The 21,864-nt window shown below is 66.2% G+C and carries 21 protein-coding genes, 1 other RNA gene and 1 pseudogene; 10 read left to right on the top strand and 13 right to left on the bottom strand.

All coding sequences use genetic code 11. The features are described from left to right. The first annotated feature begins 10 nt into the window (after positions 1 to 10). Complete coding sequence (locus G6N54_RS00830) at positions 11 to 763, top strand: DUF4191 domain-containing protein (RefSeq protein ID WP_163788127.1); 753 nt, start codon at positions 11 to 13, stop codon at positions 761 to 763. A 56-nt stretch (positions 764 to 819) separates the two neighbouring features. Here G6N54_RS00830 and G6N54_RS00825 read toward each other — a convergent pair whose 3' ends face one another. Beyond that, positions 820 to 1,233: an RDD family protein gene (locus G6N54_RS00825; RefSeq protein ID WP_372513270.1), complete on the bottom strand. Its 414-nt coding sequence runs from the start codon at positions 1,231 to 1,233 to the stop codon at positions 820 to 822. A 218-nt stretch (positions 1,234 to 1,451) separates the two neighbouring features. On the opposite strand from G6N54_RS00825, the gene glnA (G6N54_RS00820) reads away from it, so the two are divergent. After that, complete coding sequence (gene glnA / locus G6N54_RS00820) at positions 1,452 to 2,888, top strand: type I glutamate--ammonia ligase (RefSeq protein WP_163788126.1); 1,437 nt, start codon at positions 1,452 to 1,454, stop codon at positions 2,886 to 2,888. A gap of 41 nt (positions 2,889 to 2,929) precedes the next feature. Beyond that, a pseudogene (locus tag G6N54_RS00815) lies at positions 2,930 to 3,260 on the top strand (glyoxalase III HchA); the annotation flags it as partial. Between the two features lie 57 nt (positions 3,261 to 3,317). Here the strand turns inward: G6N54_RS00815 and G6N54_RS00810 are convergent. The 8 genes from G6N54_RS00810 to glnA (G6N54_RS00775) all read right to left on the bottom strand — a co-directional run bounded on the left by G6N54_RS00810 (position 3,318) and on the right by glnA (G6N54_RS00775) (position 11,617). Next, a complete protein-coding gene (locus tag G6N54_RS00810; RefSeq protein ID WP_163788125.1) occupies positions 3,318 to 3,929 on the bottom strand; it encodes a TetR/AcrR family transcriptional regulator in 612 nt (203 codons plus the stop codon). 51 nt (positions 3,930 to 3,980) lie between these two features. After that, positions 3,981 to 4,244 (bottom strand): BBE domain-containing protein, encoded by a 264-nt coding sequence (locus G6N54_RS00805; protein WP_163788124.1) that lies wholly within the window; start codon positions 4,242 to 4,244, stop codon positions 3,981 to 3,983. Positions 4,245 to 4,393: 149 nt separating this feature from the next. Further along, positions 4,394 to 5,377: an FAD-binding oxidoreductase gene (locus G6N54_RS00800; RefSeq protein WP_163788123.1), complete on the bottom strand. Its 984-nt coding sequence runs from the start codon at positions 5,375 to 5,377 to the stop codon at positions 4,394 to 4,396. A 119-nt stretch (positions 5,378 to 5,496) separates the two neighbouring features. Beyond that, the gene (locus G6N54_RS00795) at positions 5,497 to 5,718 is read right to left on the bottom strand and encodes a hypothetical protein (protein ID WP_163788122.1); all 222 of its coding nucleotides are present in this window, start codon (positions 5,716 to 5,718) and stop codon (positions 5,497 to 5,499) included. Positions 5,719 to 5,743: 25 nt separating this feature from the next. After that, the gene (locus G6N54_RS00790) at positions 5,744 to 6,604 is read right to left on the bottom strand and encodes a TIGR03619 family F420-dependent LLM class oxidoreductase (protein WP_163794364.1); all 861 of its coding nucleotides are present in this window, start codon (positions 6,602 to 6,604) and stop codon (positions 5,744 to 5,746) included. After that, positions 6,601 to 7,245, bottom strand: a complete 645-nt coding sequence (locus G6N54_RS00785) for a PaaI family thioesterase (RefSeq protein WP_163788121.1) — start codon at positions 7,243 to 7,245, stop codon at positions 6,601 to 6,603. The genes G6N54_RS00790 and G6N54_RS00785 overlap by 4 nt, the downstream gene beginning before the upstream one ends. Continuing rightward, entirely contained in the window at positions 7,242 to 10,226 is a 2,985-nt protein-coding gene (locus tag G6N54_RS00780) for a bifunctional [glutamine synthetase] adenylyltransferase/[glutamine synthetase]-adenylyl-L-tyrosine phosphorylase (protein ID WP_163794362.1), read from the bottom strand. The genes G6N54_RS00785 and G6N54_RS00780 overlap by 4 nt, the downstream gene beginning before the upstream one ends. 50 nt (positions 10,227 to 10,276) lie before the next feature. Beyond that, a complete protein-coding gene (gene glnA / locus G6N54_RS00775; RefSeq protein WP_163788120.1) occupies positions 10,277 to 11,617 on the bottom strand; it encodes a type I glutamate--ammonia ligase in 1,341 nt (446 codons plus the stop codon). A 174-nt stretch (positions 11,618 to 11,791) separates the two neighbouring features. Here glnA (G6N54_RS00775) and G6N54_RS00770 point away from each other — a divergent pair, with 174 nt between their 5' ends. Further along, positions 11,792 to 12,700: a cupin-like domain-containing protein gene (locus G6N54_RS00770; RefSeq protein ID WP_163788119.1), complete on the top strand. Its 909-nt coding sequence runs from the start codon at positions 11,792 to 11,794 to the stop codon at positions 12,698 to 12,700. A 133-nt stretch (positions 12,701 to 12,833) separates the two neighbouring features. Further along, positions 12,834 to 13,073, top strand: a complete 240-nt coding sequence (locus G6N54_RS00765) for a hypothetical protein (RefSeq protein WP_163788118.1) — start codon at positions 12,834 to 12,836, stop codon at positions 13,071 to 13,073. Positions 13,074 to 13,182: 109 nt separating this feature from the next. Here G6N54_RS00765 and G6N54_RS00760 read toward each other — a convergent pair whose 3' ends face one another. Together G6N54_RS00760 and G6N54_RS00755 are read right to left on the bottom strand one after the other, a co-directional pair. Beyond that, positions 13,183 to 14,742: an alpha/beta hydrolase gene (locus G6N54_RS00760; protein ID WP_163788117.1), complete on the bottom strand. Its 1,560-nt coding sequence runs from the start codon at positions 14,740 to 14,742 to the stop codon at positions 13,183 to 13,185. A gap of 95 nt (positions 14,743 to 14,837) precedes the next feature. Next, a complete protein-coding gene (locus G6N54_RS00755) occupies positions 14,838 to 16,394 on the bottom strand; it encodes an alpha/beta hydrolase (protein ID WP_163788116.1) in 1,557 nt (518 codons plus the stop codon). A 221-nt stretch (positions 16,395 to 16,615) separates the two neighbouring features. Between G6N54_RS00755 and panB the strand changes: the two genes are divergently transcribed. Next, entirely contained in the window at positions 16,616 to 17,476 is an 861-nt protein-coding gene (gene panB, locus G6N54_RS00750) for a 3-methyl-2-oxobutanoate hydroxymethyltransferase (protein ID WP_163788115.1), read from the top strand. Between the two features lies 1 nt (position 17,477). Here the strand turns inward: panB and G6N54_RS00745 are convergent, their stop codons facing one another. Beyond that, positions 17,478 to 17,852 (bottom strand): heme-binding protein, encoded by a 375-nt coding sequence (locus G6N54_RS00745; protein WP_372513269.1) that lies wholly within the window; start codon positions 17,850 to 17,852, stop codon positions 17,478 to 17,480. A 127-nt stretch (positions 17,853 to 17,979) separates the two neighbouring features. Here G6N54_RS00745 and G6N54_RS00740 point away from each other — a divergent pair, with 127 nt between their 5' ends. Next, complete coding sequence (locus tag G6N54_RS00740) at positions 17,980 to 18,225, top strand: hypothetical protein (RefSeq protein ID WP_163788114.1); 246 nt, start codon at positions 17,980 to 17,982, stop codon at positions 18,223 to 18,225. A gap of 141 nt (positions 18,226 to 18,366) precedes the next feature. Beyond that, the gene (locus G6N54_RS00735) at positions 18,367 to 19,926 is read left to right on the top strand and encodes a CYTH and CHAD domain-containing protein (protein ID WP_163788113.1); all 1,560 of its coding nucleotides are present in this window, start codon (positions 18,367 to 18,369) and stop codon (positions 19,924 to 19,926) included. 26 nt (positions 19,927 to 19,952) lie between these two features. Here the strand turns inward: G6N54_RS00735 and rnpB are convergent. Next, positions 19,953 to 20,362: RNase P RNA component class A (gene rnpB / locus G6N54_RS00730), an RNA gene on the bottom strand. 103 nt (positions 20,363 to 20,465) lie between these two features. Between rnpB and G6N54_RS00725 the strand changes: the two genes are divergently transcribed. Beyond that, positions 20,466 to 21,635, top strand: a complete 1,170-nt coding sequence (locus tag G6N54_RS00725; protein WP_163788112.1) for a cytochrome P450 — start codon at positions 20,466 to 20,468, stop codon at positions 21,633 to 21,635. Beyond that, complete coding sequence (locus tag G6N54_RS00720; protein WP_163788111.1) at positions 21,632 to 21,826, top strand: ferredoxin; 195 nt, start codon at positions 21,632 to 21,634, stop codon at positions 21,824 to 21,826. The genes G6N54_RS00725 and G6N54_RS00720 overlap by 4 nt, the downstream gene beginning before the upstream one ends. Positions 21,827 to 21,864 lie beyond the last annotated feature (38 nt).

Raw genomic sequence — 21,864 nt, 5'->3', positions numbered from 1 at the left:
CTTGGTGATTATGGCTAAACCCCGCAGTACCGCCGAGAACAAGGCCGCCCGGGCAGCGGCGGCATCCGAACGCAAGGCGGCGGCCAAGGAGCGCCGCGGCCAGCTGTGGCAGGCGTTCAATGTTCAGCGCAAACAGGACAAGCGCCTGCTCCCGTACATGATCGGTGCCTTCGTCCTGATCGTGGCGGTCTCCGTGACGGTGGGCGTGCTGGTTGGTGGGTTCACGATGTTCACCCTGATCCCGCTCGGCGTGATGCTGGGCGCGCTGGTGGCGTTCATCATCTTCGGCCGGCGGGCCCAGAAATCGATCTACCGCCAGGCCGAGGGGCAGACCGGCGCGGCGGCCTGGGTGCTGGACAACCTGCGCGGCAAGTGGCGGGTGACGCCGGGGGTCGCGGCCACCGGCCACTTCGACGCGGTGCATCGGGTGATCGGCCGACCGGGCGTCATCTTCGTCGGAGAGGGATCGACGACCCGCGTCAAACCGCTTCTGGCCCAAGAGAAGAAGCGCACCGCGCGGCTGGTCGGCGACATACCGATCTACGACATCGTCGTCGGCAACGGTGACGGCGAAATTCCGCTGTCCAAGCTGGAGCGGCATCTGACCCGGCTTCCGGCCAACATCAGCGTCAAGCAGATGGACACGCTGGAGTCGCGGTTGGCCGCGCTGGGGTCGCGGGCCGGTGCCGCCGTCATGCCCAAGGGGCCGATGCCCAACGCCGGCAAGATGCGCGGCGTGCAGCGCACCGTGCGCCGCAAGTAATCAGCGGCGATCGTAAGCGCGGCGAAGCCGGGCGCGGCGGGTCGACGCCATCAGATTCAGCGGCGTACCACCGCGGTGTTGGTCACCCGGTCCTGAATCCCCCGCCCGTCCCAGTCGCTGAATAACGCCGGGACCACCAGGGCGACCAGCAGCCCGCGCGCCGCCACGCGGCCCACGCCGAGCCGTCCGTCCAGCGCGACCACCCGCACGCCGAGCGCCAGCTGACCGGGCGTGAATCCGTACAGCCGCACCGCCACAACGCCGAGCAGAAACCAGATCACCAACACCGCCGTCGACAGCATTCGTTCGGAGAACATGCCGAACGCCATGGCCAGTGCCGCCAGACCGTAGGCAATCAGCCAGTCGATCGCCAATGCCGCCAGCCGGCGTCCCATCGACGCCAACGATCCGGGGCCGCTCTGCGGCAAGCCGAGCGTCTCGCCGGGGTATGCCGGGCGCGAATCCGACATCAGTTCGTCGCGGCAAAAGGCCGGGACAGGCTGCTGCGCCCGCAGGGCCGACCAGATACGATTTTGCGGTCCATGGGTCTCACAATAGAACCCGCCGATGCACCACCTCGAATTGTGGGACGCGTGGTCAAGTAACCTCCGCGCAACACGGGGTTGATGAGCGGGCAACATCATCTCCATAGCGTCAGGCCGCGGATTATCAAGCAAAGGAGCTTTCAGTGACGGAAAAGACGCCCGACGACGTCTTCAAGCTCGCCAAGGACGAAAACGTCGAATTTGTCGATGTGCGGTTCTGTGACCTGCCCGGCATCATGCAACACTTCACGATCCCGATTTCGTTCTTCGACCAAAGCGTTTTCGACGATGGCTTGGCGTTCGACGGCTCGTCGATTCGCGGTTTCCAGTCGATCCACGAGTCGGACATGTTGCTGCTGCCGGACCCGGCGACCGCGCAGATCGACCTGTTCACTGAAGCCAAGACGCTGAACCTCAACTTCTTCGTGCACGACCCCTTCACCCTCGAGGCGTACTCACGCGACCCGCGCAACGTCGCGCGCAAGGCGGAGAACTACCTGAAGAGCACCGGCGTCGCTGACACCGCCTACTTCGGTGCCGAGGCCGAGTTCTACATCTTCGACTCGGTGAGCTTCGACTCGCGCACCAACGGCTCGTTCTACGAGGTCGACGCGATCTCGGGTTGGTGGAACACCGGCTCGCCCACCGAAGAGGACGGCAGCCCCAACCGCGGTTACAAGGTGCGCCCCAAGGGTGGCTACTTCCCGGTCGCGCCGGTCGACCATTACGTCGACCTGCGCAGCAGGATGCTGCAGAACCTGATCAAGGCCGGCTTCAGCCTGGAGAAGGGCCACCACGAGGTGGGCACCGGTGGTCAGGCCGAGATCAACTACAAGTTCAACACCCTGCTGCACGCGGCCGACGACATGCAGCTGTACAAGTACATCGTCAAGAACACCGCGTGGCAGGCGGGCAAAACCGTCACGTTCATGCCCAAGCCGCTGTTCGGCGACAACGGCTCCGGCATGCACACCCACCAGTCGCTGTGGAAAGACGGCAACCCGTTGATGTACGACGAGACCGGGTACGCCGGCCTGTCGGACACCGCCCGCCACTACATCGGCGGCCTGCTGCACCACGCGCCGTCGCTGCTGGCGTTCACCAACCCGACGGTCAACTCGTACAAGCGCCTGGTGCCCGGCTTCGAGGCCCCGATCAACCTGGTCTACAGCCAGCGCAACCGCTCGGCGTGTGTGCGTATCCCGATCACCGGCAGCAACCCGAAGGCCAAGCGGCTCGAATTCCGTTGCCCCGACTCGTCGGGCAACCCGTACCTGGCGTTCGCGGCCATGCTGATGGCCGGGCTGGACGGGATCAAGAACAAGATCGAGCCGCAGGCGCCGGTCGACAAGGACCTCTACGAGCTGCCGCCCGAAGAGGCCGCCAACATCCCGCAGGCGCCGGTTCAGCTGTCCGCGGTGATCGACCGCCTGGAAGAGGACCACGAATACCTCACTGAGGGAGGCGTTTTCACGCCCGACTTGATCGAGACGTGGATCAGCTTCAAGCGCGAAAACGAGATCCTGCCGGTTCAGGTTCGGCCGCACCCGTACGAGTTCGCGCTGTACTACGACGTGTAAACGCACAGCAGACGAAACCACCCGCACGGATTTCCGCGCGGGTGGTTTCGTGTCACGGTCCCGCGGCATTGCTGTCCGTTAGCCGGGGCGAAAACAGAGTCACCGTTCAAGGGATACTCGCTCTGCGTGTTCCCCGATGCGTTGGACGAGGGATTCAACGTCGACATCGGTTACCTCCCAGGGCATATGCAGTGGCTGGTCGCCGACACACTCCGCAAGCAGGGGTTGACCGTCGTCAACGACGACATGACCGGCAAAGTCCATCAGGACCGCAAGCTGCTCACCGGTGACAGCCCCCTGGCGTCGAACAACCTAGGGCACCTCGCCGCCACCGCCCTGGTCGACGCCGTCCAATCGAACGCCACGAACTAGCGAAAGCCCCACTACCGGGGCCGGAGCCGTTGCCTTGGAGCGGACCGGACCCGCGGCCTACTCGTACCCGGGGCGCCCGAGCGTTGCCGCGAGCTGCCGCAGCAACGCGGTCCGGAAGCGGTCGGCCGACGGGCTGGGAAAGCGCAACGCCCGCGGAATCATGGCGCCGACGAGCGTGGCAAACAGCAGATCGACGGCGTCCTCGGGCGCGACCACCGGCGCAAAGACACCGGCGTCGCGACCCTCGATCACGGTCCGCACGAACGGCGCCCGGTAGCGGGCCCAGCCCTCTTCGCCGTAATCGCGCAACTCCGGATCGCGGATGCCCGAGCGCCAGAACTCGAGCAGCAACTGGTGATTACGAACCGGGGTGTTCAGGTTCCGGTCGATCATGGCTACCAGACGATTCCATGGGTCGCTCTCGGCATCGGCCACCGTCTCGAAGGCGTTCACCTCGGCCTCGGTGGTGTATCGCATCGCCTCGATCAGCATGTCCTCGCGCGAGCCGAAGTAGTTCTGCAGCGTGCTGATCGCCGTGCCGCTTGCTTGCGCGACATCGGCGAAGCGGGCGTTCTCGTACCCCCGCTCCGCCAGCACCGCGGCGGCCGCCTCGACCGCCGCGGTGCGGCGTGCACCACCGGCTCGTCGGGTTCGACGTTCAACGGCCATTTCGATATGGTACGAAAAAACCGATACCGATCAAGCCACTCACCCTCGGCCCTACGCGGCGAAACGCGGCGGGATGTTGTGGTTGAGCCGGAACCTGTTGTGCGGGTCGTAGCGCTCCTTGACCGTTTGCAATGTGTCGTAAACCGCGGGCTCATAGACCCGCTTGACGCGATCGTCGAGCGTGTCGGCTGGGCCCACGAAGCTTGGGTTGGTCATGTCGTGCAGCCAAGGACGCAGTGCCCCAAGGAGTTCACGGCCCGAGTCGCGATAGTCCGCCACTTCTTGTCCGGGCGGCACCACGGTCAGGCCGAACATGGCGAACGCCGCGTCGCGGGCGCCGATTGCGTTGGGGAATGGCGCCGGCTCGCTGAAAGCTCCTTGTAGATGCCGGATATCGACGATATTGATCGTGCTACCGGAATTGGGGCCGACCGTGTCGACGATCGAGTTGATCGTGTCATCGGTCAGTTCTCGAAGCAGCCCGAAATGCTCGACGGCGGGGCGGGATCGGTCGGGTCGTTGCTGATGCTGGCGAACTGGGTGTACGGCATGCTGGTTACAGCATCGCCCAGCGCGGGGGCCGCCTGGCGCAGTGGGTCGATCAGAGCCGAGCCGGTGTGTGCGTCACCGACATAGGAGACTCGTACCGATACGGTCAACTGCCCCTGCATAAATGGCGGCGGGCTGGGTAACGGAGGAAGATTCAGCAGCGCGAATCCAGTCGTCAGCTCGTCGGGCGCCGACGCGGTGAGTTCTCGGTAAGCCTGCAGCACCTGCCGCGTGTACTGCCCGGAGTAAAAGAGCGCTCCGGCATACAGCTGGGTCACCGGAAAGAGTGTGAACTCCATCGCGACGACAACCCCAAAGTTGCTTTTGCCACCCAGTAACGCGCCGAACAGATCGGATTCAGATTCTGGTGACACACAACGTAATTCGCCGTCTGCAGTCAGCACATCCATGGCAGTGACATGATCGGCCGCCCAGCCGTACTTGCGCCCCATCGTCGAACTCGCCCCGCCGGCCAGCGTGTAGCCGACGACGCCCACCCCTGACGAGGAACCGGGCAGCGGAGCCAGCCCGTACAGTGCGGCAGAATCGACCAACTGTCCGAAACGAACTCGGGCATCGACTCGCGCCCAATATCTTTCGGCATCGATAGTGATTCCCGACATGCGTCTCATCGTGATCATCAACGTGTCGGCCTCGGCGCCCACGGTCGGTCCGTGACCGGTGTTAAGGACGGCGACATTGAGGCCGTTGCGTGCCGCGAACCTGACCGCTTCGGATACGTCCGCAGCGCCGGTAGCGCCGACCACGAGCGCGGGCCGGTGCCGCACCGCCATATTGAACACCGCTACCTCGCGGTCGTATCCCGCGTCGTCAGGCGTGAAGACAGGCCCCCGCAGCAGGCCCCGTAGTTCGGAAAGATTGTTTCGCCACGATTCCATCGCCCGATCCCTCTCACTCATTACCGGTATTCCGATACGGTATGACTATACCGATTAGTGATGCGGCGTGCAGGCGGGGGCTTCGGTACCGCGCCCCTGTTGACGATCTTCGGGCGGATCTAGCGAACGGGTCTAACGGCCAGAATCCCCCGTGAGGCGCCGGCGGGCTGCGCGTCGGCCATATCGACAACCTCCAGCCAACTGCCGGGAGCGATGTAGTGCCGGTTGACGTCCTCGCGATGCATGTCGATGATCAACACGCCCGCATCCGTGACTTGGTACTTGTCGAATGCGCCGTAGTCGCGCGGTTCGCCGTTGCTGAACACAACCGTGAAGGGCATGCGTTCGAGTATGGCCGCGACCCGTCTACCCGTCTAGCGCGAGATCCTTACGGAAGCGCTGCATGCCGTCGATCTTGTCGTCCAGCGTCGCATCGGGTCCGGAGTAGAACATCCACGGCATCGTGATGATGCCCGTGATACCGGCATCCGCGGCACGCCGATAGTCGGCGGTGGTGAAGGCATCGGTCAGCGGCGTCAGGATGGTGAAATCGTCCATGGTCAAACCCTTTTGAGCGCGCAGCTCGCGCAGCTTGCCCACCGCCTCGATGGCGTGTTCGGTCTTGATCAGGTCGCCGATCCAGCCGTCGTTCCGAGCGGCGCGGCGCAACGCGGCATCGCTGAGCCCACCGACGTAGACGGGAATCGGCGGCGGCGTCGGCTGCATCTCCAGCCGCGGCGTCTGGTAGAACTCGCCGTCGAACTCCGTCCAGCCCGGCGCCCACAGTGCCCGCATCAGCTCGATCATCTCGTCGGTGCGCTTGCCGCGAGCGTCGAACTGTTCGGTCATCAGCGCGAATTCCTCGCGGCACCAGCCGACGCCGACGCCGAGCTCGATGCGTCCGGACGCCAAAACCGCCGCGGTGCCAATGGCTTTGGCTGCCGAGTAGGGGTTGCGCATCGCGGGAATGTAGACCGTGGTGACGAACCGCAGCCGGCTGGTGACCTGGGCCAGGGCACCGGCCAGCACCCAGGGGTCGGGCCAGTCGGTGAAAGGCTGCCAGCGGCGTGCCCCGTCTTTGGTGTACGGGTACGGCGTGTCGAGAGTCTCCAGGTTCACCACATGATCGGGTATACCGATGCCGTCGTAGCCGAGTTCGTCTGCGGCCTTGGCGATCTCGATGATCTCCCGGGTGTTGAGGAACGCGCTGCTGATGTAGAACTTCATCGGATATCTCGCGCCCACGCCGGTTCGATGAAGACGCCCTCTGCCTCCACGGTCACCCCTTCCGCATCCGAAATGCTGCCCTTAGCAAAGGCTTTCGCGCCTTCGGTGCGGTCGATCCAGGCGTCGCAACGAAGCGGGCCCAACGGAGTGCCGCGCAGGTACTTCACGGTGATAGCTCCGGTGAAACGGGCCCTGGACAGTCCCTCGCTGGCCGCCTCGCCGAGCATGTGGTCGAGGACCAGCGCGCTGACGCCGCCGTGCACCCGGCCGGGCGGGCCCTCGTAGGCCGAGCCGAGCACGAACTCACTGCAGCAGCGCCCGTCACCGTCGTGGTGGACGACGACCGGCGGGGCGATCGGATTGCACAACCCGATCGCGGCGTTACCCAACGGCAGCGGACGATCGCCGAGCCGAAAGGTGACTCCGACCGGCCGGATCCGTTGACGCAGCTGCGCAGTGACCGCCTCGATCTGGGCACGCGCCTGGTGGACGATCTCGTCGTCGGCCTCGGTCCGGATGGTGGCGTCGATGAGTTCGCGAACCGCGTCGGCCAACGGAGCGTAGAGCCCCGTCACTCGATCAGCTTCTGCGGCGCTGAGCACCTCGAACATCGCGTCGAACGCGCCTGCTCCCTGACTCAAGTCCCGAACACCTTGCGCACCACCGCTTTTGCACGCCGCGTTACCCGCAGATAGTTGTCCAAGAACTCACTTCCGTCGTCGTTGTGCCAGCCCGCCGCGACCGCGACCGCATTGAGCTGACGTCCGGGACCCGGTAGCTGGTCGGTCGGCTTGCCCCGCACCAGCACCAGCGCGTTGCGGGCTCGCGTTGCGGTCAGCCAGGCCTGGCGCAGCAGGTCCACCTCGTCCTCGGGCGCCAGCCCGGTCTCGGCGATCACGTCGAGCGATTCCAGTGTCGAGGTGTTGTGCAGCGCCGGGATCTCGTGCGCGTGCTGCAGTTGCAGCAGCTGCACCGTCCACTCGACGTCGGCCAGTCCCCCGCGACCGAGCTTGGTATGGGTTTTGGGATCGGCGCCGCGCGGCAGCCGTTCGGACTCGACGCGGGCTTTGATCCGGCGAATCTCCTGCACCGCCTCGGCGGACACCCCGTCGGCCGGGTACCGGGTCGTGTCGGCCATCAGCAAGAACCGCTGTCCCAATTCCGCGTCACCGGCGACCGCGTGTGCGCGCAGCAGCGCCTGGATCTCCCACGGCTGTGCCCACTGTTCGTAGTAGGCGGCGTACGACCCCAGGGTGCGGACCAACGCGCCGCTGCGGCCCTCGGGTCGCAGGTTCGCGTCCACCTCCAGAGGCGGGTCGACGCTCGGCGTCCCCAGCAGAGTGCGCACCTGCTCGGCGATTGTCGTCGACCACTTGACCGCGGCGGAATCCTCGACGCCGCTGGCCGGTTCGCAGACGAACATCACGTCGGCGTCGGAACCGTAGCCCAGCTCGGCGCCGCCCAACCGGCCCATCCCGATGACCGAGATCACCGCCGGCGCCTTGCCGTCCTCGGGTAGGTTGGCCCGGGTCAGCGCGTCCAATGCCGCCTGTAGCACCGCCACCCACACGGACGTGAGCGCCTTGCACACGTCGCGGACCTCGAGCATGCCGAGCAGGTCCGCCGACCCGATGCGGGCCAGTTCGCGGCGGCGAAGCGTGCGGGCGGCGGCGATGGCCCGCACCGGGTCCTGGTGCCGGGCCGCCGACGCGATCAGCCCGCGAGCCACCACGGCGGGCTCCGTCTCGATCAGCTTCGGGCCGGCCGGCGCGTCGCCGTAGTCCTGAATCACCCTGGGGGCGCGCATCAATAGGTCCGGAACGTACGCGGATGTCCCCAGCACGTTCATCAGCCGGCGAGCCACCGCGGGCTTGTCGCGCAGCGTGGCCAGGTACCAGGTCTCCGACGCCAGCGCCTCGGACAGGCGCCGGTAGGCCAGCAACCCGGCATCGGAATCCGGCGTGTACGACATCCAGTTCAGCAGCCTGGGCAGCAGCACCGACTGCACACGCCCGCGACGGCCGCTCTGGTTGACCAACGCCGACATGTGGTTCAGCGCGGTCTGTGGCCCCTCGTAGCCCAGCGCAGCCAGCTGGCGCTCGGCGGCTTCCGGCGTCATGCCGTGCGAGATTTCCAGGCCGGGCGGCCCGATCGACTCCAGCAGCGGCTGATAGAAGAGCTTGGCGTGCAGCTGGGACACCCGCACGTTCTGGTGCTTGAGCTCCTCGCGCAGCACCCCGGCCGCATCGTGGCGACCGTCCGGACGGATGTGGGCCGCGCGGGCCAGCCAGCGCACCGCCTCCTCGTCGTCGGCCTCCGGCAACAGATGGGTGCGCTTGAGTCGCTGCAGCTGCAGCCGGTGCTCGAGCAATCGCAGAAACTCATACGACGCAGTGAGGTTCGCGGCGTCCTCCCGGCCGACGTAGCCGCCCGCACCCAGGGCGGCCAGCGCATCGACCGTCGACGCCACGTGCAGGGACGCGTCGCTGCGGCCGTGCACCAACTGCAGCAGCTGCACGGCGAACTCCACATCCCGCAATCCACCACTACCGAGCTTGAGTTCGCGGTTACGGACCTCGGAGGGCACCAGCTGCTCGACCCGGCGCCGCATGGCCTGCACTTCGCCCACGAAGTCCTCGCGCTCGCAGGCGATCCAGACCATCGGCATCAGCTCGTCGAGATAGCGCTTACCGAGTTCCGCGTCGCCGACGGCGGCGCGGGCTTTCAGCAACGCCTGGAACTCCCAGGTTTTCGCCCAGCGCTTGTAGTAGGCGACGTGCGATTCGACCGTGCGGACCAGCTCACCGCTGCGGCCCTCCGGCCGCAGCCCGGCGTCCACTTGGAAGCACGCCGTCGACGCCACCCGCATCATCTCGGTGGCCACCCGAGTCGACAGCGTGTCGGCCTGCTCGGCGACGAAGATGATGTCGACGTCGCTGACGTAGTTCAATTCGCGCGCACCGCATTTGCCCATCGCGATGACCGCCAGCCGCGGCGGCGTCCGGTCGCCGCAGACGGTGGCCTCGGCCGCCCGCAGCGACGCCGCCAGCACCGCGTCGGCCATGTCCGAGAGCTGGGCGCCGACCTCGACGAACGGCAGCACCGGCTCGTCCTCGACCGTCGCGGCCAGGTCGAGGGCCGCCAGCACCAGCAGGTGGTCGCGGTACAGCGCGCCCAACCGCGGCACCACCGAATTCGGCTCGGCCAAGGCGTCGGTCACGCAGTCGATGAATGCCTGGTGCAGCTCGTCGCGGGTCGGTAGTTTGACCTTGCCCCGCAGCAGTTTCCAGGACTTCGGGTTGGCGACCAGATGATCGCCAAGGGTCAGCGACGAACCCAGCACCGAGAACAGTCGCCCGCGCAACGGGCGCTCGTTGAGCAACGCGGCGTTGAGCTCGTCCCATCCGGTGTCCGGGTTCTCGGCGAGCCGAACCAGCGCCCGCAGCGCGGCGTCCGGATCGGGCGCCCGCGACAACGCCCACAACAGGTCGACGTGCGCCTTGTCATCCTGGGCCGTCCAGCCCAGTTGCCCCAGACGCTGACTCGCGGGGGGATCGACCAACCCGAGCCGCCCGACGCTGGGCAGCTTCGGGCGCTCAGTCGTGGGTCGAGTCACGACCAAACGGTAGCGCAACCGGCCGATCTCTTGGATCAGCCGGCACCCCGCGCGCGTCAGAGCGACAGGTAGGTGCTCAGCTCGTAGGGCGTGACGTGACTGCGGTAGTTCGCCCACTCCGTGCGCTTGTTGCGCAGGAAGAAGTCAAACACGTGCTCCCCCAACGTTTCCGCGACCAGCTCGGAGGCCTCCATGGCGTGCAACGCACTGTCGAGGCTGGTGGGCAGTTCGCGGTAGCCCATCGTGCGGCGCTCTTCGGGGGTGAGATCCCAGACGTTGTCCTCGGCCTGCGGCCCCAGCACGTAGCCTTTCTCCACCCCGCGCAGTCCGGCGGCCAGCAGCACGGCGAACGCCAGGTAGGGGTTGCACGCCGAGTCGGGGCTGCGGACTTCGATGCGCCGCGACGACGTCTTGTGCGGGGTGTACATCGGCACCCGCACCAGGGCGGACCGGTTGGCCGCACCCCAGGACGCCGCGGTCGGCGCCTCGCCGCCGTGCACCAGGCGCTTGTAGGAATTGACCCATTGGTTGGTGACCGCGCTAATCTCGGAGGCGTGCTCCAGGATCCCGGCGATGAACGACTTGCCCACATCGGAAAGCTGCAGCGGGTCGTCGGGACTGTGGAAGGCGTTGACGTCGCCCTCGAACAGGCTCATGTGGGTGTGCATGGCCGAGCCCGGGTGTTCGCCGAACGGCTTGGGCATGAACGACGCCCGCGCGCCATTTTCAATCGCGACTTCTTTAATGACGTACCGGAACGTCATCACGTTGTCGGCCATCGACAGCGCGTCGGCGAAACGCAGGTCGATCTCCTGCTGTCCGGGCGCTCCCTCGTGATGGCTGAACTCCACCGAGATGCCCATGAATTCGAGCGCCTCGATGGCGTGCCGGCGAAAGTTGGACGCGGAGTCGTGGATCGCCTGGTCGAAGTAGCCGGCGTTGTCGACCGGGATGGGCGGTGTGCCGTCGATGGGACCGGGCTTGAGCAGGAAGAATTCAATTTCGGGGTGCACGTAGCAGGAGAAACCGAGGTCGTTGGCCTTCTGCAGCTGACGGCGCAGCACGTGCCGGGGATCGGCCCAGGACGGCGAGCCGTCCGGCATGGTGATGTCGCAGAACATCCGCGCCGAGTGGTGGTGGCCGCCGGGCGAGGCCCAGGGCAGCACTTGAAAGGTCGACGGGTCCGGGTTGGCGACGGTGTCGGATTCCGAGACGCGGGAGAAGCCCTCGATCGAGGATCCGTCGAAGCCGATGCCCTCTTCGAAAGCGCCCTCGAGTTCGGCCGGGGCGATGGCGACCGACTTGAGGTAACCCAGCACGTCCGTGAACCAGAGCCGGACGAAGCGAATGTCCCGTTCCTCCAGCGTGCGGAGGACGAATTCCTTCTGTCGATCCATACGACGAACAGTAGGCAATTGCTGTTAATACGGTGTTACGCGAGTGCTGATTAGCGCGCACCCAGGTTAAAGACACGCAGGCCAGGAGATGGGTGCCCGCCGACCGCACCGCCACGACTCAGCAGGGAACGCTGGCCGCCTTGGCTACTGTTTGCTCATCAGGAGGAGCCAACCATGTTCCACGTCAAAGGCACATTCGAGGTTCCGCGGGTGGAGCGTCCAAGCCGCCGGGAATTCGAGCAGCGTTTCCTGTTCCCGCAGCGCCCGGTGGTCGTTTCCGGTGCCACAGAGGGTTGGCCCGCGCGCGAGCGATGGACCAACGACTACCTCACCGAGAAAGTGGGCGCGCGCACGATCCAACCCTCCAAAGCCAACGACGACGGCAGGCACCTCCATGCGAAACCGAAGAAGGCGATCGTCGTCACGGCGCCGTCGATGAAACTGGCCGACTACGTCGAGCTACTTGCAGGCGGTGATCTCTCCGATGGCCAGCTCTACGCCGTCCAGTTACCCATCAAGACCAGCCTGCCCGAGCTCTGGCCCGATGTTCGTTTTCCGACCTTCGTGGACGAGCAGAAGTACTCCGCCGTCAATTTGTGGATCGGCCCGGGCAACAACGTCACGCCGCTGCATTACGACCTCCCTAACAATCTGCTCACCCAAGTCCGCGGCCGAAAACAAGTGGTCCTCTGCCCGCCCCGGGAGATCGCCCGCGTCTACCCTTTTCCGTTCGGCTACCTTGGCAACCACATCTCGCAGGTCGACGTCGCCAACCCCGATCTGACCCGGTTCCCGGCCTGGTCCGACGCTAAGCGTGCTCTCGTCGAGCTGGGCCCCGGTGACATGCTCTTCATCCCCAGCTGCTGGTGGCACGCGGTCTGCGGCATCGACCAAAACATGTCGATTAACTACTGGTGGCGTTGCCGCAGCATCAACTACCTCAAGAACCCCCGCCAGATGGCCCGTCTCGTCGGACAGGCGGGACTTGCTGTCGGCGGTGCGTTGTCGCAGAAGGTCATCCGCACCGCCGGACACCACCCCTCCAACGGGCTACCCGGCGAGCAGACACAGTCCTTGCCGTAATCGTTAAGCGCGGTCTGGAACCCGGCGCCAGCCCGAACGCGCACCGCTCGCCGACGACGCGAACCCGGCACACCAATCCCGTAACCGACTCGTGCGGCTACCGGTTTCGGTCGGAAATGCGTAACCTACTAAAGTGGTTACGCCACGCAGGACGCTTTACCAGGAGGTACTGGACGTGATCACCAAACTTCTCGCCGTCGGGGCAATCGGTCTCGGTGTTGCGATCGCGCAACCCGTCTCACAAGCCAAGCCCGTCGTGGCCGACCCCGCCTTCAGCGACCTCACCTGCACCTGCCAAACGCCGCCCCCGGCCCCCGGCCAGACGACGCAAGACCGGATCAATCAGGGTCTGCAGGACGCCTTGACCAGGTGACACTGGGAACCCAGGGATTTCGCCGGGGTGTCGAGGGTCGGCGAGCTATTTGAATTCAATTCGTAGCAGCCCGGCCTGCGCCCGGAAAGTCGGCCAATCGCAGGTCGGCTCAGGGCTGGCAATGCAACGCCGGCGGCGGTGTACCCGTCATGAAGTAGCGCATGACCGCGCCATCCACGCACTGGTTTCCACCGAACGTCGCGGTGTGCTGGGTCCCGTCGAAGGTGATCAGCGGGGCGCCTAGCTGGCGGGCCAAGCTGACTCCCGCCTGATACGGGGTCGCCGGGTCGTGCGTCGTGGAGACCACGACGACCTTCCCGAGCGCCACCGGCGCCGTGGTGTGCGGCGCCGACGTCGCCGGCACCGGCCACAATGCGCACAGATCGCGGGGCGCGTCGCCGGTGAACTGCCCGTAGCTCAGGAACGGCGCGGCCTGGCGGATCTGCTGATCGGCGGAGATCCAGGCCGCCGGATCCGACGGTGCCGGCGCGTCGACACACCGGACGGCGTTGAACGCGTCTTGGTCGTTGTCGTAATGCCCGTGCTTGTCACGGCCTTGGTAGTCGTCGGCCAGCAGCAGCAGGTCGCCCGCGTCGGCGCCGCGCTGCAACCCGAGCAGGCCGCTCGTCAGGTACTTCCAATGCTGCGGGGTGTAAAGCGCATTGATCGTGCCGGTGGTCGCGTCGGCGTAGCTCAGGCCGCGCGGGTCCGAGGTGCGGCCCGGCTTGGCGACAAGCGGGTCGACCAATGCGTGGTAGCGGTTGACGAACTGAGCCGGGTCGGTGCCCAGCGGACAGGCCGGAGAGTGCGCGCAGTCGGCGGCGTAGTCGTTGAACGCGGTTTGGAATCCCGCTGTCTGACTGATGTTTTCCTGAATCGGGTCGACGGTCGGGTCGATGGCGCCGTCGAGCACCATCGTCCGCACGTGGTCGGCGAAGTGTTCCAGGTACGCGGTGCCGAGCTCGGTGCCGTAGCTGTAGCCGAGGTAGTTGATCTGCTCGTCACCGAGCGCCCGACGCACCATGTCCATGTCGCGTGCGACGGACGCGGTACCGGCGTTGGCCAGGAAGGCCTTGCCCATCCGACTCACGCATTCCTGCGCCAGCTGGCGGTAGATCTGCTCGATGTGTGCCACGCCCGTCTGGCTGTAGTCGACCATCGGCTCAGTCCGGTACGCGTCGAATTCGGCATCGGTGCGGCAGCGCAGCGACGGGGTGGAGTGTCCGACGCCGCGCGGATCGAACCCGACCAGATCGAAGTGGCGGGTGATGTCGGTGTTCTGCAGATCGGGCGCCATGCCGGCCACCATGTCGACGGCCGATCCGCCGGGCCCGCCCGGATTGATCAACAGTGACCCGATCCGCTGGCCGGTGGCCGGCACCTTGATTACCGCCAACTTCGCTTGCGCCCCAGCGGGATTGTTGTAATCAACCGGGACCGACACGGTGGTGCACTGTGCGGTCGGAACGTCGCTGCTGTCGGAGAGAACTTGGCTGCAGCTGCCCCAGCTCGGCGGCGGCACCGCTGCCGGTGCCGCCGGGTTCGGGCCCTGACCCTCACCGGGTTCCGGGGTTGCGCCAGCTAGGGGCAGTGCCGGTTGCAGGGCAACCAACAGGCCTAACGACAGCAGCGCCGAGCTCAACATTCTCAGGCGCGACATGGCTGTCAATCGTCGCAGGCTCCGGTACCTGTGATGGCGCGAATCGGTCACGCCTTGGTCTCGGGCCCGGCGCGTCGCCACGGCAACTCAGCCTTCGGGTGCAGTTAGCACTTTGCGCCGTTGGGCGGCGTGGTGCCGCCGATCAGATACGCCGTGACGTAGTCGTCGACGCAACTGTCGCCCTGGAAGACGACCGTGTGCTGAGTGCCATCGAAGGTCAGCAGCGAGCCGTGCAACTGACCCGCCAGATCGACGCCGGCCTTGTACGGCGTCGCCGGATCGTGCGTGGTCGACACCACGACGGTCGGGGCCAGGCCCGGCGCCGACACCGCGTGCGGCTTGCTGGTCGGCGGCACGGGCCAAAAGGCGCAGGTGCCCAGCGGCGCGTCACCGGTGAACTTGCCGTAGCTCATGAACGGGGCGATCTCGCGGGAGCGGCGATCTTCGTCAATTACCTTGGCGCGGTCGGTAATTGGCGGCTGATCGACGCAGTTGATCGCCACCCGCGCGTCGGTGGCGTTCGTGTAGTGGCCGTGCGGGTCGCGACGCATGTACATATCGGCCAGCGCAAGCAGGGTGTCGCCGTGGTTGTCGGTCAGCTCCGTCAGGCCGTCGGCGAGGTGATGCCACAGCGTCGGCGAGTAGAGCGCCATGATCGTGCCCACAACGGCGTCGCTGTAGCTCAACCCGCGCGGGTCCTTGGTCGGTATCGGCTTGCCGACCAATTGGTTGTTCGGGTCGACCATCGGATCGATCAGGCTGTGGTAGACGTCGACGGCCTTGGACGGGTCGGTGCCCAGCGGGCAGCTCGACTTCTTGGCGCAGTCGGCGGCGTAGTCGTTGAACGCGTCCTGAAATCCCTTGGCCTGACGCAGATCTGCTTCGATCGGGTCGGCGTTGGGGTCGACGGCGCCGTCCAGGATCATCGCCCGCACGTTGTGCGGGAACGCCTCGGCGTAGGCGGCCCCGATCCGGGTGCCGTACGAGTAGCCCAGGTAGGTCAGCTTGTCGTCACCGAGTGCCGCACGGATGGTGTCCAGATCCTTGGCGACGTTGACGGTTCCGACGTTGGCCAGAAAGTCCTTGCCCATCTTGTCGACGCAGCGGCCGATGAACTGTTTAGTCTCGTCCTCCATGTGAGCGACGCCGGCCGGGCTGTAGTCGACGCTCGGCTCGGTGCGCAGCCGGTCGTTGTCGGCGTCGGAGTTACACCAGATCGCCGGGCGCGACGACCCGACGCCGCGCGGGTCGAACCCGACCAGGTCGAACCGCTCACGGACCCGCTTGGGCAGCGACTGAACGACGCCGAGCGCGGCTTCGATACCGGATTCACCCGGTCCACCGGGGTTGATCACCAGCGAGCCGAGTTTGTCGCCGGTCGCGGGGAAACGAATCATCGCCAGGGTCGCGACGTCACCGCCGGGGTGGTCGTAGTCGACGGGCACGGCGAGCTTGCCGCACATGGCGCCGTTGGGAAGCTTCACCGATCCACTGGCGACCCGGCATGGCGTCCACTCCACCGGCTGCCCCAATTTGGGGCCCGCCATCAGCGGGTGCCCGGCGACAACGTGCACGCAGCCCCCCAGCACCAGCGCCACGGCGGCAACCGCTGTCGAGGCCAGAAGCGTGCGCGCGAACTTGTCGCGGCGAGTCAGACTCATGCCAACACATGCTGCCAGAGACAACCTGAGACTTCCGTGAGCGGCCACCGCCCGTCGCCGACCAGTACTTATTCGATGTCGACGGATGCGCACAATGGCACGTCTCACACCCTTGCGGCGTTCCAACCGCGCTGCAGAGATGGCAGAATGGAGAAAGTCAGACGAACCCGGGGACCTTTAGCGGCCACGAGGATCGACCCGACCACCCATTAGGGACAATGATGTCTGAGCAGAACGTTTACGGTGCAAACGCGGCGCATGAAGCTGCTGAAGCTGCACAAGCGCCCCGGACCAAAATCCGCACGCATCATCTCCAGAAAATGAAAGCCGAAGGCCACAAGTGGGCGATGCTCACGGCTTACGACTATTCGACCGCTCGGGTGTTCGACGAGGCCGGCATCCCGGTGTTACTGGTCGGCGATTCGGCGGCCAACGTCGTGTACGGCTACGACACCACGGTGCCGGTCTCGATCGACGAGCTGATCCCCTTGGTTCGCGGCGTTGTTCGGGGTGCGCCGCATGCCCTGGTGGTCGCCGACCTGCCGTTCGGCAGCTACGAGGCCGGCCCCACCGCCGCTCTGGCCGCCGCCACCCGGTTCATGAAGGAAGGCGGCGCGCACGCGGTCAAGCTCGAGGGCGGTGAGCGGGTGGCCGAGCAGATCACCTGCCTGACCGCCGCCGGCATCCCGGTGATGGCCCACATCGGCTTCACGCCGCAAAGCGTCAACAGCCTGGGCGGCTTCAAGGTTCAGGGCCGCGGCGACGCGGCGGAGCAGACCGTGCACGATGCGATCGCCGTCGCCGAAGCCGGCGCGTTCTCCGTTGTGATGGAGATGGTGCCCGCCGAGCTGGCCACCCAGATCACCGGCAAGCTGACCATCCCGACCGTCGGGATCGGCGCCGGGCCGAACTGCGACGCGCAGGTGTTGGTCTGGCAGGACATGGCCGGTATGAGCGGTGGCAAGTCGGCGCGATTCGTCAAGCGATTCGCGAACGTCGGCGACGAATTGCGCCGGGCCGCAACCCAATACGCGAAAGAAGTGGCCGGCGGAGTTTTCCCGGCCGACGAACACTGCTTCTGAGCTACTGCATTCCGCAGCGACCCTTGAAATCGGTCAGCGGCTGCCGAATTGCTTCCAGGTCGTCGTGCGCCTGCGGGTTGGCGTCCATGTACTGCTTGATCTGATCGCCAATCTCGCTGCGGGGCTGGCCTTTCAAGCTGGTGAAGTACGCGTTGACGTCCGGATGGCTGAACAGATACACCGACGTCGACGCCGCGACACCCGCCGAAACCTGGGCGAGGTCGGCCGCCGTGCAGTTCGGTGGCGGCGGCTCGGGGTCCGCTTGAGCCAAGCCTGCTGCGGCGAAAAGCATTGCGCCGCTGACAGCGCCGGCGGCAATTCCGCCGACGACCGCGCGCGACGTGGTGAGTGCGACAAACATCGGTAGCTCCTCCATCAGGTATCCGAAACGTACCGGCAGGCAAACCATAAGCGGTTTCGGCGATCTTATGGACCAAATTCATTTATGTGGCGAACAAGCAAAACCCCGCCTCGGTGGCCGCCGGAATCGATATGCTTGCGAAATGAATCGGCGGCGCTGGATCAAGACATTGTTGGCCGTGTTGGCGTTCAGCTCGATTCCCGGAATCGTTATCGCGACGGGATCCGACGGTCAGGCGGAAGCCTCCGTCTGTGTCGGCGCCGGCCGACGCGTCTCGGTCAGCGGTTGCGCCAACATCGGCGACGCCATCCAGCGCTACGTGCCGCCGCCGGCGGATTACGCGCCGATGCCGGAAGACACCACGCCGCCGCCTCCCCCGCCCCCGTAGCCGATCGTGCGGTGGACACGCCGCAGCAACCGATCACTGCCGGCGGTGCAACCGCGGTGTGGCACCCTATGGGTAACCATTTACGAGCGTCGATGACCGCGTAATGCCGCGTCGGCGCCGCCCTTACGGAGCCGAAAAATAATGCCAGAACCCTCGCGCCATCTGGAGGTGGAGCGCAAGTTCGACGTCCCCGATTCGACGGTCACACCGTCGTTCGAAGGCATCGCGACGGTGGCCCGGGTCGAGACGTTGCCGACGCAATCGCTGGACGCGACATACTTCGACACCCAGACGCAGGACCTCGCCCGCAACAAGATCACGTTGCGTCGCCGCACCGGTGGCCACGACGCCGGCTGGCACCTCAAGCTGCCGGCCGGGCCCGACGCCCGCACCGAGATCCGCAGCCCGCTGGGCTCCGCGGACGACGACACCGTCCCGGGCGAATTGCTGGACGTGGTGCTGGCGATCGTGCGCGACCGGCCGCTGCGACCGGTCGCCCGAATCACGACCCAACGAGAAAGCCAGGTGCTCTACGGCATCCAGGGCGCTCCTTTCGCGGAGTTCAGCAACGACCACGTCCGGGCCTGGGCGGCGAATGCGACCGACAGCCCCGACGCGGAGCCCGTGGTGCAGGAGTGGCGCGAGTGGGAACTCGAGCTCGACGAATCGCGTGGGGCCAACGACACCGAGCTGCTTAGCCGGCTGAGCAATCGGCTGCTGGACGCCGGCGGTGAACCCGCCAATCACGCGTCGAAGCTGGCCCGGGTGCTCGGGACGACGGTGCCGTCCAACGGGTCCAAGCCGCCGGAAGATCCGGTACAGCGGGCGGTCGCCGAGCAGGTCCGCGAGCTGGTGGTATGGGATCGCGCGGTGCGCGCCGACGTCTTCGACTCCGTGCACCAGATGCGGGTCACCACCCGCAAGATCCGCAGCCTACTGAAGGACGCCCAGGCCGGATTGTCCGACGACACCCACGCCTGGGTCCTCGACGAACTGCGCGAGCTCGCCGCGGTGTTGGGTGTGGCACGCGATGCCGAGGTGCTCGCGCAGCGCTACGAGCAGGAGCTCGACCGGCTGGCACCCGAACTGGTGCGTGGACCGGTGCGCGAACGCCTGGTCGAGGGCGCCAAACGCCGCTATCACGCGGGCTGGCGACGGTCGTTGCTCGCGATGTGGACGCAGCGCTACTTCCGGCTGCTAGACGCGCTCGATTCGATCGTGGCCGAAAGCCCGGTCACCGCGGCCGGCGAGCAGCCACCCCCGGTCACCATCGACGCCGCTTACAAGAAGGTGCGCAAGGCCGCCAAGGCCGCCGCCGAAGCCGACCAGGCCGCCCACGAGGAACACGCCGAGCCGGCCACCGACGCGGACCACGACGACGACGAAGAGCACGATCGCGACGAGGCGCTGCATGTAATTCGCAAGCGCGCCAAGCGACTTCGCTATACCGCAGCGGCGACCGGCGCGGACGACGTCTCCAAGCAGGCCAAGGCCATCCAGACGTTGCTCGGCGATCATCAAGACAGCGTGGTCAGCCGCGACCATCTGATCCAGCAGGCCGACGCGGCGCACGCCGCGGGCGAAGACACCTTCACCTACGGCCTGCTCTACCAGCAGGAGTCCGACCTGGCCGAGAGCTGCCGTCAGCAGCTCGACGAGGCGCTGCGCAAGCTCGACAAATCGGTCAAAAAAGCGCACTGACTCAACCTTGTCCCGCGCGGGCGGGGCGGGCGAGTTGGCCTGTAAGCCGGATTCTGTTCCCCACCGCCGCGGCGTAAGCAACGGCGGCACGGCGGCGACCATCCATCTGGACACACCGTTGCCGGGTGCCTCAAGCGGCCTACCCGCAGGCTCGGGCGAGCTACCCTCAAGCGCCTGCGCGGCCACACCTTTCGGTGCGGCCTTCTTGACCTTGCTTCGGGTGGGGTTTGCCGAGCCACCCCGGTCACCCGGGGTGCTGGTGCGCTCTTACCGCACCGTTTCACCCTTACCACCGCGAAGGTGGCGGTTTGTTTTCTGTGGCACTTTCCCGCGAGTCGCCTCGGATTGCTGTTAGCAATCACCCTGCTCTGTGAAGTCCGGACTTTCCTCGACTCGTCGCCGCATGGGCGCGAGCCGCGGCCGCCCAGCCAACTCGTCCGCACGAACACGGTACTCGCTGGTCAATCTCCTGGCCAGCGACCCCTCCCGGGCTTATTCGACCATTGCCCAATAAGGACGTTTGGTGTCACGCTGTCGAGATGACAGAAGCCGATGCTTACGTCGATCAGGCGGTAGCGGGCATCGCCGAGCCCCAGCCGATGTACAAGGCGCTGCGCGAGTCGAGTCCGGTGTTCCGCTCGCCCCAGGCGGTGGTGCTCAGCCGGCTGGCCGATATCGAGATGGCGCTCAAGCGCACCGAGCTGTTCTCGTCGAACATGGACGCGGTCGATCTGGGTAACGTCCGACCGCTGATTCCGCTGCAAATCGATCCGCCCGAGCACGCGAAGTACCGCCGCATCCTCGATCCCCTGTTCACTCCCCGGGAGATGGCGCGGCGCGAGCCGCACGTCGCCGCGCTGGTGAACGAGATGATCGACCGATTCGCCGACCGCGGCGAATGCGACTTCCACGAGGAGTTCGCGGTGCCGTTGCCGTGCACCGTCTTCCTGCAGTTGCTCGGGCTGCCGTTGGAGGACCTCGACCAGTTCCTGTTGTGGAAGGACGGGGTGATCCGCCCCGAAGGCGACTCCGGCTATGACCGCCGCCACGAATCCGCGGCGCCGGTGGCGCAACAGATTTACAAGTACTTCGACCGCGCCATCGACGACCACATCGCCAGCCCTCGTGACGACGTGCTGTCCGCGATGATCGCGGCCCAGGTCGACGGGCAACCCCTGTCGCGCGACGAGCTGCTCGATATCTGCTTCCTGTTCCTGATCGCCGGGCTGGATACGGTCACCGACTCGCTCGATTGTTTCTTCGTCTACCTCGCGCAGCACCCCGACCACCGGCATCAGCTGGTCGTCGAACCCGACATCCTGCCGCACGCGATCGAGGAGTTATTGCGTTGGGAGACACCGGTTCCCGGTGTAGTGCGGGTCGCTATGCAAGACGTCGAAGTGGGCGGGTGCCCGATCGCCAAGGGTGAGCGGGTCAGTCCGTTGGTCGGCGCGGCCAACACCGACCCCACCGAATTTCCCGACCCGGAGTTGGTCGACTTCCGCCGCAGCCCCAACCGCCACCGCGCCTTCGGTGGCGGACCACACCGCTGCCTTGGCTCGCATCTGGCCCGCATGGAGTTGCGGGTGGCGTTGCGCGAATTCCACCGTTGCATACCGGATTACGAGATCAAGCCCGGCACCCAGCTGACCTATACGGCCGCGCTGAGATCGGTGGAATCGCTGCCGCTGATCTTCGGAGTGTCGTGAGTCGGGTCTCGGTCGACCCCGACCTGTGCACCGGCCACGGCCGCTGCTACAGCCTGGCGCCCGACGTCTTCGACGCCGACGAGGTAGGCCACTGTGTGATCCTCATCGAGGACGTCTTGGGTGAGATGGAGGAGCAGGCGGTCGTCGGGGAGAAAAACTGCCCGGAGCAAGCGATCACGTTGTCGAGCTGAAACTTGCTACCGTACTGGACATCAGATTGATTAGAAGT

Source organism: Mycobacterium stomatepiae (genome assembly GCF_010731715.1).
Lineage (GTDB): Bacteria > Actinomycetota > Actinomycetes > Mycobacteriales > Mycobacteriaceae > Mycobacterium > Mycobacterium stomatepiae.
Note: the sequence above shows the minus strand (reverse complement) of the source record. Positions and strands in the feature narration are given on the sequence as shown.